The 15,329-nt window shown below is 40.8% G+C and carries 9 protein-coding genes and 1 tRNA gene; 3 read left to right on the plus strand and 7 right to left on the minus strand.

The window, feature by feature from the left end:
• Window positions 1-510: 510 nt before the first annotated feature.
• The 3 genes from HWV58_RS13650 to HWV58_RS13660 form a co-directional block, all read right to left on the minus strand.
• Window positions 511-584: transfer RNA gene (locus tag HWV58_RS13650), tRNA-Asp, on the minus strand.
• A gap of 103 nt (window positions 585-687) precedes the next feature.
• Window positions 688-1,761 carry a peptide chain release factor 1 gene (gene prfA, locus HWV58_RS13655; RefSeq protein ID WP_124558805.1) on the minus strand — a complete coding sequence of 358 codons (1,074 nt, stop codon included), beginning with the start codon at window positions 1,759-1,761 and terminating at the stop codon, window positions 688-690.
• A gap of 297 nt (window positions 1,762-2,058) precedes the next feature.
• On the minus strand, window positions 2,059-2,814 hold the full coding sequence (locus HWV58_RS13660) for a UDP-2,3-diacylglucosamine diphosphatase (RefSeq protein ID WP_175634645.1): 756 nt from the start codon (window positions 2,812-2,814) through the stop codon (window positions 2,059-2,061).
• A gap of 283 nt (window positions 2,815-3,097) precedes the next feature.
• Between HWV58_RS13660 and HWV58_RS13665 the strand changes: the two genes are divergently transcribed.
• From HWV58_RS13665 to HWV58_RS13675, 3 genes are all read left to right on the plus strand, one after another.
• Entirely contained in the window at window positions 3,098-5,224 is a 2,127-nt protein-coding gene (locus HWV58_RS13665) for a prolyl oligopeptidase family serine peptidase (protein ID WP_175634646.1), read from the plus strand.
• Window positions 5,225-5,557: 333 nt separating this feature from the next.
• Window positions 5,558-6,568 (plus strand): NAD(P)/FAD-dependent oxidoreductase, encoded by a 1,011-nt coding sequence (locus HWV58_RS13670; protein ID WP_039477703.1) that lies wholly within the window; start codon window positions 5,558-5,560, stop codon window positions 6,566-6,568.
• 38 nt (window positions 6,569-6,606) lie between these two features.
• Complete coding sequence (locus HWV58_RS13675) at window positions 6,607-6,933, plus strand: 2Fe-2S iron-sulfur cluster-binding protein (RefSeq protein ID WP_025141835.1); 327 nt, start codon at window positions 6,607-6,609, stop codon at window positions 6,931-6,933.
• Window positions 6,934-7,031: 98 nt separating this feature from the next.
• Here the strand turns inward: HWV58_RS13675 and HWV58_RS13680 are convergent, their stop codons facing one another.
• The 4 genes from HWV58_RS13680 to HWV58_RS13695 all read right to left on the minus strand — a co-directional run bounded on the left by HWV58_RS13680 (window position 7,032) and on the right by HWV58_RS13695 (window position 15,156).
• Complete coding sequence (locus HWV58_RS13680; protein WP_175634647.1) at window positions 7,032-9,635, minus strand: glycoside hydrolase family 2 protein; 2,604 nt, start codon at window positions 9,633-9,635, stop codon at window positions 7,032-7,034.
• A 105-nt stretch (window positions 9,636-9,740) separates the two neighbouring features.
• Window positions 9,741-12,059, minus strand: coding sequence for a GH92 family glycosyl hydrolase (locus HWV58_RS13685; RefSeq protein WP_235972731.1), 2,319 nt, complete (start codon window positions 12,057-12,059; stop codon window positions 9,741-9,743).
• 46 nt (window positions 12,060-12,105) lie between these two features.
• A complete protein-coding gene (locus HWV58_RS13690; protein WP_175634648.1) occupies window positions 12,106-13,434 on the minus strand; it encodes an alpha-L-fucosidase in 1,329 nt (442 codons plus the stop codon).
• 30 nt (window positions 13,435-13,464) lie between these two features.
• On the minus strand, window positions 13,465-15,156 hold the full coding sequence (locus tag HWV58_RS13695) for a S41 family peptidase (RefSeq protein ID WP_175634649.1): 1,692 nt from the start codon (window positions 15,154-15,156) through the stop codon (window positions 13,465-13,467).
• Window positions 15,157-15,329: the final 173 nt, after the last annotated feature.

Consider the following 15,329-nt stretch of genomic DNA (forward strand, 5'->3'; position numbering starts at 1 on the left):
ATCTTTCAATGCTAAGATCAAAGCCTTTAGAGCAACATCGAGAGGTGTAAGGGATGTTAAATTCTTCTTATTCAGATTATCGAAAATATATGCATAAAAGATATCCCCCCAACTTTTCCGCTTGATCCTGGTTTACACAGGTTAGAACATAAAAAAAGTAATGCCGATAACATACTAATAGCGTATCCTAATGAAAAAACGTAGGGCTCGAAGGATAGACAGGGTAGAAAAAGAAGAGGCCGCTTTTTCAGAGGCTGAAGAGCAATTTATCAATTTAATAGCCCAAATAATAGTGAATATAACTCTTGAACAGGTCAAAGATCAAAACAAAAAGACTTGAAAGGTATCGTTTATACTAGTAAACGGGACTCGAACCCCGGATGTATAAGAAAGAGCTGATTTACAGCGCTATATGAAATGCTCATATGAAGTAATAGCAGAAAAGAGCATAAACGCAAAAAAATAACCGTCTAAATATCAGGGATTTAGATGGTTATTTTTATGTTCTTGCGGAATGGACGGGACTCGAACCCGCGACCTCCTGCGTGACAGGCAGGCATTCTAACCAGCTGAACTACCACTCCTTTTGTTCCCCTTTAAAGTTAGAACCTCTTGTCTCTTTCGAGGTTGCAAATATAGAGACTATATATTAATTCGCAAACTTTTTTTTCAAATAATTGCAACTACTTAATTTGCAGCACCTTCTTGCATCTTTTCAGCATTTTCAGCAAACTGAAGGGCATCGATAATTTCCTGAATCTCGCCATCCATGATGGTTGGCAGGTTATACATCGTTAAACCAATGCGGTGTTCGGTAACCCTTCCCTGCGGATAGTTATAGGTCCTGATCTTTGCTGAACGGTCGCCGGTTGACACCATTGTTTTACGTTTAGCCGCAATATCACCGTTCTTTTTCTGCAATTCGATGTCGTAAAGTTTACTACGCAGCATTTCCATCGCAATAATCCGGTTACCCAATTGCGAACGTTCACGCTGGCACACCACTACAATACCCGAAGGCTTATGCGTTAACTGTACCTTGGTTTCTACCTTATTTACGTTCTGACCACCCGCACCTCCCGAGCGCGAAGTTTGCAACTCGATATCGGCAGGGTTAATATAAAGATCAATTTCTTCGGCCTCAGGCAATACCGCTACCGATGCCGCCGAGGTATGTACACGTCCCTGGGTTTCTGTATCGGGCACACGTTGTACGCGGTGTACACCACTTTCGTATTTTAACTGGCCGTAAACATCTTCGCCACTCACTTTTAAAATTACCTCTTTGTAACCACCTGCTGTACCTTCTGTTACATCAACGGTTTCTACATTCCAGCCTTTAGTTTCGAAAAAGCGGGTATACATCCGGTATAAATCGCCTGCAAATAATGCGGCCTCATCTCCACCTGTACCACCACGAATCTCAAAAACAGCGTTCTTAGCATCTTCCGGATCTTTAGGAATCAGCATCACACGAATGGCACTTTCCATTTCTTCCTGCTGTTTTAACAGTAAATCCAGCTCCTCTTTCGCCATTTCGCGCATTTCAGGGTCTTTCTCTGCCGTTAAAATTTCTTTATTGGCATCGATATTACTCATCACATTCTTGTAAATCTTGTATTCATCTACAATTTTGCCCAAGTCTTTATATTCTTTATTTAAAGCCGCAAAACGTTTCATATCCTGTATTACATCAGGATTACTCAATTGCTCTTCTACATCTTCCCAACGTAGCTTTATAGCTTCTAATTTATCTAACATATTTATTCTTGTTGAAATTTTCCCGTGTCTGGCATAGGCCAAAAATTTGGGAAAATGCAAAAATAAGGAAAAAAGCTGAATTTGTTTGTTTAGACCGTATGGTTAATTGGCCAACTGTGTGAATTGATTAAGCGCTTATGCATAAACTGAAAGCCAGATAGCTTTATTGGAAAACGAAAGGTTCTGTTCCAATGGCAGCCAGTAGCCCTGCTATCTCTCCAAGTCCTCGCTCATACTTTGCTCCGGGCTTTCCGTTCTATCAGATTTAGGAACAGCAGGCATTTGCCAGACATGAGCTTATTCTAATCCTTCGGCTTGGTAGTATTCCAACTTTAACTCTTCCCCGTCAAATACAGCATAGGAATTGTAATTGAGCCATTCGCCAATGTTTACATATCGGCTTCCCTTACCCAGATCGATATCGAGCGGCAGGTGCCTGTGCCCAAAAATAAAATAATCGAAATGTGTTTGCTGCAATTGTTCTTTAGCATAAATGGCCAGCCATTCTTTATCCTCACCTAAAAAAACTTCCTTTTCTGTTTGCGCGGCCCGGCTTCCCCTGCTCCAGCTATTGGCAATACCAATGCCCAAATTGGGGTGTAAACGCGCAAATAGCCATTGGCAAAGCTTGCTTCTAAAAATCTTCCGTAAAAATTTATATTTACTGTCGCCCGGACCAAGGCCATCACCATGGTGCAGGTAAAATTTCTTTCCGCCGCGCTCCATAATCATTTCATCACTGATAATTTCCATCCCAATTTCCCTGGTAAAATAATCGCGCACCCACATGTCATGGTTTCCTTTAAAGAAATAGATTTTTATACCCGAATCGGCCATTTGTGCCAGTTTTCCCTGCAGCCGAATAAAACCTTTCGGTATTACCTTCGCATACTCGAACCAGAAATCGAAAATATCGCCCATTAAAAAAAGCTCGGCGCAGGTTGGTTGTATGAAATTTAGCCAACTTACAATGCGTGCCTCACGTACGCGGCTTTCAGCATAACTGGGTGTACCCAAATGAAAATCGGAAGCGAAATAAATATTCTTGGCCATGTACCCGCAAAGGTAAGGTAAAAAGACTAAAGCTTAAAGGTACATAATCAGTGTAATCCTAAAATCTGTGCAATCCTCCCCGAAGGGAAAAAAGACTAAAGCGAAAAGACTAAAACATAAAGCCTTATGATCCTTGTAATCCTAAAAATCTGTGTAATCATCCCCGAAGGGTAGAAAGGCTAAAGCGGAAAGACAAAAGGCCAAAGCCACTTAATCGGTGCAATCCTAAAATCTGTGTAATCCTTTTATAAAAACATATATTAGTAAATAAATCTTGTTGAATATGAAAAAACAAATTGTATTGAGCTTATTTGCAGTAAGTCTTTTCGCCTGTAAACCAGAAAAGCAAGCCGCAGAAAAAATAACATTAATGAAATATCCCAACACGAAAAAAGATAGTACCACCGATAATTACTTTGGCAATAAGATAGCCGATCCTTACCGCTGGCTGGAAAACGATACATCAGCCGAAACCAAAGCCTGGGTTGACGCTGAAAATAAGGTAACCCAAAATTATTTGGAACAGATTCCTTACCGCGCCGATATTAAAAAACGGTTAACCGACCTCTGGAATTACCCCAAAGAAAGCGCTCCATTTAAAGTTGGCGAATATTATTTCTTTACCAAAAACAATGGCTTGCAGAACCAAAGCATCTGGTTAATTAAAAAAGGGCTGGATGGTGCAGAAGAAGTTTTCCTCGATCCAAATAAACTCACTGCTGATGGAACTGCTGCTGTTTCGCTGCTTGGCTTTTCGCACGATAAAAAATACCTGGCATACTCTGTTGCCCAGGCCGGATCAGACTGGAGTAACATATATGTAATGGAAGTGGCCACCAAAATGAAACAGGGCGACGAACTGAAATGGACCAAATTCTCGGGTGCGGCCTGGCGTGGCGATGGTTTCTACTACAGCAAGTTCGATGAGCCGGTAAAGGGCACCGATCTTTCTGCAGCTAATAAGTACCAGAAAGTATATTACCACAAACTAGGCGATCAGCAGAAAAATGATCAATTGATTTTTGAGGATAAAACCAACCCGAACCTGTATTTTGGGGCCAGTGTTACCGAAGATGAACGCTTCTTAGTTATTTACGCCAATGCCGGTACTTCGGGCAATGCTTTATATTATCAGGATTTAAAATTAGCCGGCAGTAAAATTGGCCTGCTGGTAAAAGGTTTTGAAAATAACCATGGCGTAGTAGATAATGTGGGCGATAAACTTTTATTAAGCACCGATCTGGGTGCCGAAAACAAACAGATCGTACTGGTCGATCCGAAGAATAACGATCCTAAAAACTGGCAGAAAATAATTCCCGAGTCAAAGCTGGCCATGGAAAATATTGCTACAGGCGGTGGCTTTTTATGGGCAACTTATTTAAAAGATGCCAGCACCAATATTGTTCAGTTCGATTTAACCGGCAAAAAAATTAGCGAAGTAAAGTTACCCGCTATTGGTACAGTTGATGGTTTTGGCGGCTACAAAGAAGATCAGGAATTCTTCTATTCCTTTTCTAACTTTACTACACCAAGCTCCATTTACCGCTACGACCTGAAAAAAGGCGAATCTACTTTATACAAAAAATCGGCAATACAGCTCAATACCGATAACTACGAAACCAAACAGGTATTCTATCCTTCAAAAGATGGCACAAAAGTGCCCATGTTCATTGTACACAAAAAAGGCATCAAGCTTGATGGCAACAATCCCGTTTATTTATACGGCTATGGTGGTTTCCAAATTAGCTTAACACCCGGATTTAGCCTATCGCGCATGTTGTTTTTAGAGCATGGTGGTATTTATGTACAGCCCAGCTTGCGTGGCGGAAGCGAATACGGTGAAGCCTGGCACAAAAGCGGTATGCTCGAAAAGAAACAAAATGTTTTCGATGATTTTATCGCCGCTGCCGAATACCTGATAAAAGAAAAATATACCAATCCAGCTAAAATTGCCATTTCAGGTGGCTCAAACGGAGGGCTTTTGGTGGGTGCCTGTATGACCCAAAGACCCGAGCTTTTTAAAGTGGCCCTACCAGCAGTTGGTGTTTTAGATATGTTGCGCTACCATAAATTTACCGTAGGCTGGGGCTGGGCAGTAGAATATGGAACCAGCGATAAAAAAGCTGATTTCGATTACCTGATCAAGTATTCGCCGCTGCACAATATAAAAAGTGGCGTAAATTATCCGGCTACTTTAATCACTACGGCCGATCATGATGACCGCGTGGTACCTGCACATTCGTTTAAGTTTGCAGCTACTTTGCAGGAAAAATATAAAGGCGATAACCCGATGCTGATCAGGATTGAAACCAAAGCTGGTCATGGTGCCGGGAAACCAACCACAAAACTGATTGAGGAATCTGCTGATGTATGGAGCTTTGTATTTCAGAATTTAGGTATGGGGTGGTAATTTTTTGTCATTCTGAGAAATTCGACCCAATGCGAAAATCCGTCATTGCGAGAAGGCTTTTTCAGCCGGCGAGGCAATCTTACAATGATCGCTACTTAGTGAGCACATTAAGATTGCCTTGTTCTTCAGGATGGCGAAACAAACATATCCCACTAAACCTATAGACCAATTATAATTTGCTTTAAAACCTCAAAAAACCTTAACTTTTGTTTTTAATAGCAGCAGAACATATAAAATATTGAATACAACAGATTTACAAAATTATCTGGAATATTTCTAAATAACAAAATTGATAATACTTTATTTCGTAACTTTGCATCAAATTTTTTTTTAATGATCACTACTGATATAGCCGTAATAGGCGCTGGTCCGGTGGGCTTATTTGCCATTTTTGAAGCCGGTTTATTAAAAATGCGTTGCCATTTAATTGACTACCTTCCTCAGGTTGGCGGTCAGCTGTCTGAAATTTACCCTAAAAAACCGATATACGATATCCCGGGCTACCCTTCTGTTTTGGCTCAGGAGCTTATTGATAACTTAATGGAGCAGGCCAAGCCTTTCCACCCAACGTTTACTTTAGGCGAGCGTATTGAAGGCTTAGAAAAGCGTGGCGAAGCCGATTTCGTTTTAACTACGAACATGGGTACCGTTATCGAAGCTAAGGTTGTGGTAATTGCAGGAGGTTTAGGTTGCTTTGAGCCACGTAAACCAGCAGTAGAGAACTTAGAAAATTTTGAAAACGGAAAGGGTGTTAACTACATGATCCTTGATCCGGAAAAATACCGCGATCAGAAAATGGTAATTGCCGGTGGTGGCGACTCTGCTTTAGACTGGACGATTTACCTAGCTGAAGTTTGTTCGGAACTTACTTTGGTACACAGAAGCGAGAGTTTCCGTGGTGCACCAGATTCGGTTGCTAAAGTAATGGCACTGGCCGAAAGCGGAAAAATTAACCTGATTTTAAACAGTAACCTTCAGGCTGTACACGGAACCGATAAATTAGAAAAGGTTGAGATTGTACAAAACCGTACCATGGAAAAAACGGTTGTAGATGCCGATCATTTAATTCCTTTATTTGGTTTGAGCCCTAAATTAGGCCCGATTGAAGACTGGAACCTAAACATCAGCAAAAGTGCAATTGAGGTAAACGTTGATGATTATTCGACGAATATCCCAGGTATTTATGCAATTGGCGATATCAACACCTACACCAATAAGTTAAAATTAATTCTGTGTGGTTTCCACGAGGCGGCATTAATGAGCCACAGTGCTTATTCTTACATGAACCCTGGTGTGAAATATACCATGAAATATACAACTGTAAACGGAGTTTCAGAATTTTAAGCTTTCTGCTATATTTGCGGTTATAAAGAGAGCTAAAAATGGAGAACAACATTAACATATATATGCAAGAGCCGGATGGCTCGGTTACCGAACACGTTGCACCAACCGACATGGGCCTAAGCCTGATGGAGTTTTTAAAGGCATCAGAATATGATATTCTGGCTACCTGCGGCGGAATGGCCCTTTGTGCTACCTGCTGTGTCGACGTTTTGGAAGGTGAAGAGAAACTTAACGAAATGACAGACGATGAGTATGCCATGTTAGATACTTTACCTGATTTATTACCCAATTCGCGTTTAGCCTGCCAACTGCAGTTAAACAACAATATGGACGGACTAAAAGTGAAATTGCACGGCGTAAGCTAATTGCAAACTACATAAAACTAAAAAAGGCGATACCAAAAGTATCGCCTTTTCTATTTCAGACCTCACAGGTTTTAAAAACCTGTGAGGTCTTGTTTCTTCTACTGAATACTCACCTTTTGCGTGGCCACATTCCAGCCATACACCTCAACTGCTAAATTATTTTGCGTGCCAGTATATTCTACTGTAACGGTTTTACTTTCGCCCGGTAAAATACTCACATAGTTATCATCATAAAATGCAGGTAATATCCTTTCGTTGCTGGTACCGTTAATTAAGGCTACACGGTTAAAAAATGCAACCGGATTTCCTGAAGCATTGCTTAAGGTAACTTCTACCTTACCATTCTTTTTAACCGCAGCAACTTTCAATGGTGCCTGTTTTATGTTTTTCAGGCCAGAATATTCGCCATCTTTTCCAGGCAGCCAGTAAATATTTTCGCTCAATATGTTTTGCTTCTGATCCAAAATTCTTAACGAAACAAATACCCCATCTTTTTTATCGAGCTTGGTTAAAAACTCATTTAAAGGGAACAACCTTCTTACCGACGATGGTCCAACTGAATTAAATACCTGCGAGTAGAAATAATCCTTCCCATCCATATCGTAGGCTTTGGCCTGCACCATCAGGTTGTTACGGGTAGTAAAACCATTGTTTACGATGGTTACCATACTATCCAAAGGATTCATCATTACGTGTAGCGGTTCGCTACCTTTTCTTAAACCATATAAACAGGCGTTAGGGTCGAGGTAATAATCGTACATCTGCCCGCGCATGGCTGTCCACGGGTTTTGGGTTTTCCAGATGATGGAACCGGTGTACCAATCCCACATTTTGTTCGAGAAACCTTCCATTAAAGCACGGTACTGATCGTAATTGGCCAGTTGCGCTTTCATGGCAAAGTCTTTAGCATCTTTTGGTTTACCATAAGGATTAAGATATTGCTCGTACGAAATGTATTTATGATAATCCCATACCGAATCTGGCTTGGCTTTATATTGAGGTGCAATCAGGTTTTTCTCCGGTATAAAGCGAAGTAAAGAAGCATAATCGCCCACTCCTACCGAACCTACCTCCGAGTTGTAAGGGAATGTTTGTGTTCCCCAGAAGGTTTTAATATCCTGAATGCCATAAGGTCCATCGCCGTTACCACCAATAGCATTGTACGACATTTCATCGCTATTAGAGAAATCGAAAAACTGACGTGTTCCGTCTAACCTTGGAAGAATATCATTTTTTAACGGATTTAAAATATCATCAGGTGGGGTAATTTCATTTCCACCGCACCAAAACGCAAGTGAAGCATGGTTTCTGATTAACTTGATCTGATCTTCAATCGCAGTTAAAACCAAAGGATGATCATCCGGATAGTTTCTTCTGGTCCATTGATCTTCTTTTTTCATCGGATCTACCCAACGGCCATTACAATCGCCGCTAAACCAAAAATCCTGAAAAACCAACAAACCATATTTATCGCAGGCATTGTAAAACTCCGGCCTTTCTAAAATGGCTCCGCCCCAAATCCTGATCAGGTTCAGGTTCATATCTTTGTGGTAACGCACTTCAGCATCGTAACGGGCATCGGTAAAACGCAGCATCGCATCCGAAATAATCCAGTTACCGCCCTTTATAAAAATCTTTTGACCATTTACAAATGTGCCCATGCTTTTGGTATGGTCGTTCCAGATATTGTCAATCTGGCGGATGCCTACTTTAAGTGCTTCCTGATCCAATACCTGTGCTGAGGCAACAAATTTGATCTTTAAATCGTAAAGGTTTTGATCGCCATAGCCACTTGGCCACCACAGTTTCGGATTTTCTATTTGTAAATCAGAAAGCTTAACAGTAGTAGTTTGGTTGGCAGCAATTGTTGCAGGTTGTTTAATTACCTTTCCTGCTATTTCGTATTGTAGCGTGCCAGAAATCGTGTTGCCGGTTGGGTTTTCTACTTCAACAGTAACCTTCACCGTTGCCGGATTTTGCTTACCCATTGCTAATCTTTTACCCGGAACCAACGTAACTACATGAGGGTTTTGGAGATTTATGCTTTTGGTTTTTTCGATGGTAACTTTGTCCCAAATACCGGTGTTACGGTCGCGGGTAGGCTGAATCCAGTCCCAACCCGCAGTATATTGTGTGGTTAACCCTTTGGCAATAGTTCCGTCGCCACCCTGGCCACCATTGGGATTGCCAGGAAAATCGGGCGGATATACAATTACGGCCAACCTGTTTTTACCATTAGCCGCAAGTAGTTTGGTAATGTTATACTGCGCCCTCAAATGCATCCCCACCTGAGTTTTAGGATTTACCTTTTTACCATTCAAATAAATTTCGGCTTTGTAATTAATTCCCCTAAACTGTAACCAAACCTGCTCATTCCCTGTTGCACGCTCGTCAAAATCTTTTACAAACCAATAAGTATAATGATCGTTACCGGTGTGGTATACATCGGCAATCTTTTCGTTGTTCATGCCATAAAATGGATCGGGCACTTTTTTATTGTTCAACAAAGTGGTAAGCACCGTTCCGGGCACAGTAGCCGGCATCGAGTTATTGAGCACGAAACCTGTTTTAGAAATTGCTGTACCATCTGATTTAACATCTTTGACATTGGTACAAATCCATCCCGAATTTAATTCGTAACGCTGTTGCGCACCTGCGATTAAACCCGAGCAACATAAAAGAAGTAGAAATATTTTCTTCATACAATGAATGAGTGAGTGAATTAATGAATGAATGAGAGAATTTTGAATGACGGAATTACCTTTTGTCGTATCTTAACATTCTACCATCCTCTCATTCATTTTATATTATTTATTTGAAAAAGGTCTGTCTGTAGGTTTTACACCCCAGGTTGCCGATGGCGTATTGCCCATATAAATCTGCATATTTCCACCGGCCATAACAGCTTTGTGCAAAATAAACGATTTGGTGTAGGGCTTGCCGTTTAGTACAATTTTCTGGATGTACTTATTTTCGGCGCTATTTCCGATTACTTTAATATCGAACTTTTTGCTCCCTCCAAGTGCAATGCTGGCTTCGTTAATTAATGGTGTACCGAAAACATAAGCGCCATTTGCCGGATTTACCGGATAAAAACCCATAGCGGTGAAAACATACCAGGCACTCATTTGCCCAACATCTTCGTTGCCGCACAAACCATCGGGCTTAGCAGAATAAAAGTCTTTATCTATTTTGCGGATCAAATCGGCAGTTTTCCAGGGCTGACCTGCGTAAGTGTATAAATAAGGAATGTGGTGGTTGGGTTCATTTCCCTGGGCGTAATTACCAATCAGGCCACTGATATCGGGCGAACCATTGGTTCCCAAATCTAAAGGTAGGGTAAACAGCGAATCGAGTTTATTGATAAAAGGTTTATCGCCTCCAAAAAGATTAATCAGTCCTTCTACATCCTGAGGTACCAGCCAGGTATATTGCCAGGCGTTACCTTCTACATAATCATCTTCACGGTGTTTGGATGAAAAAGGATCGAATGGACTTCTCCAGTTCCCGTTGGCCATTTTTCCCCGCATAAACTGAACATTAGGATCGAAATACTTGCTGTATAATTTTGCTCTTTTACTGAAGTAGTTGTAATCGGCGGTTTTGTTCAGTGCCTTAGCCATCAGCGCAATACAGTAATCATCAATGGCATATTCCAAAGCTTTACCAACCGATTCGTTTACCTTATCTGCAGGAATATATTTTAGCTCCTGAATGTACTCGATTCCATCTGTTTTCTGCATGGCCGATTGTTTCACTGCTGCATAAGCCAGGTTTACATCAAAACCACGATATCCTTTCAAATAAGCGTCAACAATAACCGGCACAGCATGATAGCCTACCATGGTGTTGGTTTCGCTTCCCATTAAATGCCAAACGGGTAATTTGCCCTGCTGCTTATAAATGGCCAGCATAGTATTCACCACATCGTTCACTTTATCCTGGTGCAGGATGGTAAACAATGGGTTGGCTGCACGGTAAGTATCCCACAGCGAAAAAGTAGTTAAATTATTAAAGCTGGCTTTTTTGTAGACCTTTTTATCGGTGCCCAGGTAATCTTTATTGACATCGTTGAACAACGAAGGCGCAACCATGGTATGGTATAAAGCGGTATAAAATACTTTTTTGGTGTTATTAGAAGCATCGATTTTCACCTTAGCCAGTTCTTTTTCCCATTTCGCATCGCTGTTTTTAACAGTTGCGGCGAAATCCCAGTTGGGTAGCTCTGTTTTTAAGTTTAAAATGGCATTATCGATACTTACCGGCGACAGCGCCACTTTGATTTGCAGTTTATTATTATTGATGGCTGCAAAATCGACAACTGCTTTCAGCTTTTTACCTGTTAATGCTTTTCCACTTTTAACAACAGTACTATCATATAAAGTAATGGCTTTAAATGGTTGCGAAAGCTTAATTACAAAATACAAGCGCTGATCGCTGGACCAGCCTTTCGAATTTCTGTGCCCAACAATCGTAGTGGCATCGAGTTGTTTAAAGGAGGCTGATACCGGGGCATCCCAGCCAATCCCTTCAATTAAATCGATGATAATATGTGGGGTTTCGGCGGCATTTTTAAAGGTATATTGGTGAAAGCCTACCCTTTCGGTAGCCGTTAATTCGGCTTTGATTCCATACTTATCGAGTAATACACTGTAATAACCAGCTTTTGCTACTTCATTCTCGTGCGAAAAGGTAGATAAATAACCTGCCGGATCGCTGGCTGTTTTGCCTTTTTCTAAGCGGGTTTTTCCGGTGGCAGGCATAATGGAGATATCGCCTAAATCGCCGATACCCGTACCGCTCAAATGGGTATGTGCAAAACCGGTAATCGTGTTACTCACGTAATTGTAACCACTGCACCAGTCCCAGCCTTCGAAAATGTTATTGGGTCCGAGCTGTACTGCACCAAAAGGCACATTGGCACCAACAAAAACGTGACCGTGTTTTGCCGAGCCAATTAGCGGATCGACATATTGGGTTAATTCCGTTTTTTGCTGCGCAAAGGCTTGATTAACGCATAAAGAGGCAGTTAAAAATAGAATAGATGAGATTTTGTTGAAATGCATGGTGTATCCTACGATAGGTTTTAAAGCCCTAAAAGTAAAACGTTTTACGTTAATTTTCATTTAAAATGAAAAAGAATTACATCCAAGCTATAATAACTCAAGCTATTTATTTCGCTATTTCCAACACAATTACATGGTCTGGATCGGTATTACCCACCCTGGTATTTATGCTTATTTTTCCGTTTTTAAAGGTATAATTTACTGCCGTTTTATCTTTTAGCAAATAGGCTTTATTAACTTTTTTAGCCGGAATATTTTCTAAATCAAGCGTAGTGGTTTTACCATCCAAAATGTGGATATAGATATTTTTATCGGTTTGGGTAATACTTCCCCAGTCTTGTGGTTTAATGAATCCTGCATTAGTGTTGTAAATACTTTCGCCATAAACCTTCAGCCAGGCACCCATGCCTCCCAAACGCTCCTGAAACTCGGGCTGGATTTGACCATTTGGCATTGGCCCGATGTTAAGCAACAGGTTAGAACCCAAACTGGCAGCCTTAACTAACATACTTACCAGTTCTTTGTTCGATTTGTAATGCGTATCGCTCAAATTATAGCCCCACGAGTTTGAAATCGTTTCGCAGGTTTCTAACGGAAGTTTATCTGATGCTTTCTGAAAACTTAATCCCGACTTATTTTCTCCGGGAAGATCGCGTTCAAACATCTGGAAATCTTCGCCGGCAAAAGGACTCAGGTGGTGGTTATTCCCGATCATACATTGCGGCTGTAACTTATGGATGAGACCGTAAATTTCATCGTATTTCCAATCTATACGCGAGGTTCGGTCTTTTTCACCTTCGGGTGCAGTTTGGTCCCAATGGCCGTCGAACCAGATGCCACCTATTTCGCCATATTTGGTTAATAATTCGGTAAGCTGATTTTTCATAAACTGCAGGTAACTGGCATAGTCGCCTTTACCAGTTCTACCCGAATTTTGGCCGGTACGCCCGGTTTCATGCGGATAATCTTCACGGCGCCAATCCAGCAAAGAATAATATAAGTAAAGTTGTATCCCCTGTTTATGGCATTCATCGGCCATCATTTTCACAATATCTTTTTTATATGGCGTGTTCATGATGTTGAAATCCGAATATTTGGTATCCCACATACTAAAACCATCATGGTGCCTTGTAATTAGCGTAATGTACTTCATACCGGCATTTTTGGCCATGGTTACCCATTGTGCAGCATCAAACGACGTTGGGTTGAAAAAATCTTTCAGGTTGGTATAGTTGTGTACATTCAGCTTCCGTTCGTTCATAACCCATTCGCCACTTCCGGGAATACTAAATGGCCCCCAGTGAATAAATAAGCCAAACCGGGCATCGTTAAACCAGGCGCGTTGTTTTAAATTGGATGCTGCAGGCACATAATCCTGCGCTTTTAACTGCAGGCCTAACAACAGGACAAAGCCCAATATTGCTAATTTTTTCATAAGACGGATGTGGTATATTTGGTTATTTTTTTAGTTTATCGAAGCAGTAGCCTTAGTTGGTTTTCCAATTACTTTATAGTTTCCATCACCTTTTAAAATGGCTAAAATCTGTGTTTGGTTAGTAAACAGGTTTTTAGCCGCAGCCAGTTCTTTATCATATTGAAAACTTTGCTCAATCCTTCCCTTTTCGTAAAAATAACGGCTTACAATCTGGGTTTCGAGCACTCGTTTAATTTCTGCTTTATGATTTACCAAATCTGTTTTTTTAGAGGAAGTAAGCTTGTATTTCAGATTTTCGAGATCGGCTTTTACTTCAGCAGATTTGTTTTCTTTTTCAGCCTCCGCGCGCAGGTCAGAAAGTAATCTTTCGGTGCGGCTAAGGTAGGTTAAATCTTTATCAGCCAAACTGCCCGAAAATATAGCATAATCGGCATCAGAAAGTTGAAAGGTTTTAGCTGCAGCTACAGTTGGTTTTTCTTTTTTGTACTGGTTAGCATAACTGAAGAACAGGTTTTTATTCAGCATAGAGATCGTTATCGGACTCAATTTTGATGCTTCGACCACTATATCCGGATAAACGCCATTGCCACTATACACATTTCTACCGGCTTTGGTTTGGTACATTACCATGGTAGAATCGGCAAAGCGTTCGGCCACACCATCAGCATTTTTATGGGCGTAATCCAATTTCTGAATACAACGGCCTGATGGTGTATAATATTTAGCTACGGTTACCTTTACTAAACTGTTATAAGGCAGGTTAAATGTTTGCTGCACCAAACCTTTGCCATAACTGCGCTGACCAATTACAATGGCGCGGTCTAAATCCTGCAAAGAGCCTGCTACAATTTCGGAAGCCGAAGCTGAATTTCCATTTACCAGGACCACCAAAGGAACTGAGGTAGAAACCGGCGCAAAAAGTGTTTTATAGGTAAGGGTTTTTTCTACATTTTTACCTTTTTGGGTAACCACTAACTGATCTTTATTTACAAAAAGGTTTACAATTTTAACTGCTTCCTGCAAAATCCCTCCACCATTATTTCTCAAATCGAGCACTACGCCCTTGGGGTTTTCTTTTTGGATGGCCAGTAAAGCATCCTTAACCTCCTGACCTGAGTTTTCTAAAAATTTATCGAGTTTAATGTAACCAATACCATCGCCCACCATGCCCGAGTAAGAAACATTCGGCTGTTTAATTTCTTCGCGGGTTAGTTTTTTGGTCAATTCTTTACCATCCCTGATCACAAGCAAATCAACCGGAGTACCTTTTGGGCCACGTAACAGCTGACTGATTTCGGCACGATCTTTACCTTTAACAGCAATTCCGTTAATACTTACCAACTGATCGCCAGGTTTTACTTCGCTTTTATAAGCCGGGTATCCTTCGCTAATATCATTTATAAATAGTTTGCCATCAATAAAAACGGTACTGGCTCCAATACCACCGTACTGCGTGCTTACATATTTCAGCTTATAATCTTCAATTTCCGATTCTGGTACGTATTCGGTATAAGGATCCAGGCTATCGAGCATGGCATCAATTCCGGTACGCATCAATTTTGGCGCATTGGTATCATCAACATAGTTAATATTGATTTCCTTATATAGCGAGGCAAAAATATCCAGGTTTTTAGAAACCAGAAACAAATCTTCTTTGAAAGAAAAAGATAAAGCAGCCACACCCAGGCCAGCTGCTAAAAGACCATATTTTAGTTTCTTCATAACCTTATTATTTTAGTCCCAAAAGGCGCATTTAAATAAAAGGCTGCTTATGGGGGAAAATTATTTATCGTTTTAGTAGAAACGTAAATGTACAAAAAGCAATAAATATTAAAAACAGCTTATTTGGGGCAGGCGTAAATTAAGCGTTACGCAATAAATCCTGCAAATAATAG

This window comes from Pedobacter ghigonis (assembly GCF_903166585.1).
GTDB classification, from domain to species: Bacteria; Bacteroidota; Bacteroidia; order Sphingobacteriales; family Sphingobacteriaceae; genus Pedobacter; species Pedobacter ghigonis.

Bases quoted from the DNA above. Each gene is read 5' to 3' on its own strand.
- HWV58_RS13670 (WP_039477703.1), top strand. From the start codon at position 5,558: ATGATCACTACTGATATAGCCGTAATAGGCGCTGGTCCGGTGGGCTTA.
- HWV58_RS13660 (WP_175634645.1), bottom strand. From the start codon at position 2,814: ATGGCCAAGAATATTTATTTCGCTTCCGATTTTCATTTGGGTACACCC.
- HWV58_RS13680 (WP_175634647.1), bottom strand. From the start codon at position 9,635: ATGAAGAAAATATTTCTACTTCTTTTATGTTGCTCGGGTTTAATCGCA.
- HWV58_RS13685 (WP_235972731.1), bottom strand. From the start codon at position 12,059: ATGAAAATTAACGTAAAACGTTTTACTTTTAGGGCTTTAAAACCTATC.
- prfA (WP_124558805.1), bottom strand. From the start codon at position 1,761: ATGTTAGATAAATTAGAAGCTATAAAGCTACGTTGGGAAGATGTAGAA.
- HWV58_RS13695 (WP_175634649.1), bottom strand. From the start codon at position 15,156: ATGAAGAAACTAAAATATGGTCTTTTAGCAGCTGGCCTGGGTGTGGCT.
- HWV58_RS13675 (WP_025141835.1), top strand. From the start codon at position 6,607: ATGGAGAACAACATTAACATATATATGCAAGAGCCGGATGGCTCGGTT.
- HWV58_RS13690 (WP_175634648.1), bottom strand. From the start codon at position 13,434: ATGAAAAAATTAGCAATATTGGGCTTTGTCCTGTTGTTAGGCCTGCAG.
- HWV58_RS13665 (WP_175634646.1), top strand. From the start codon at position 3,098: ATGAAAAAACAAATTGTATTGAGCTTATTTGCAGTAAGTCTTTTCGCC.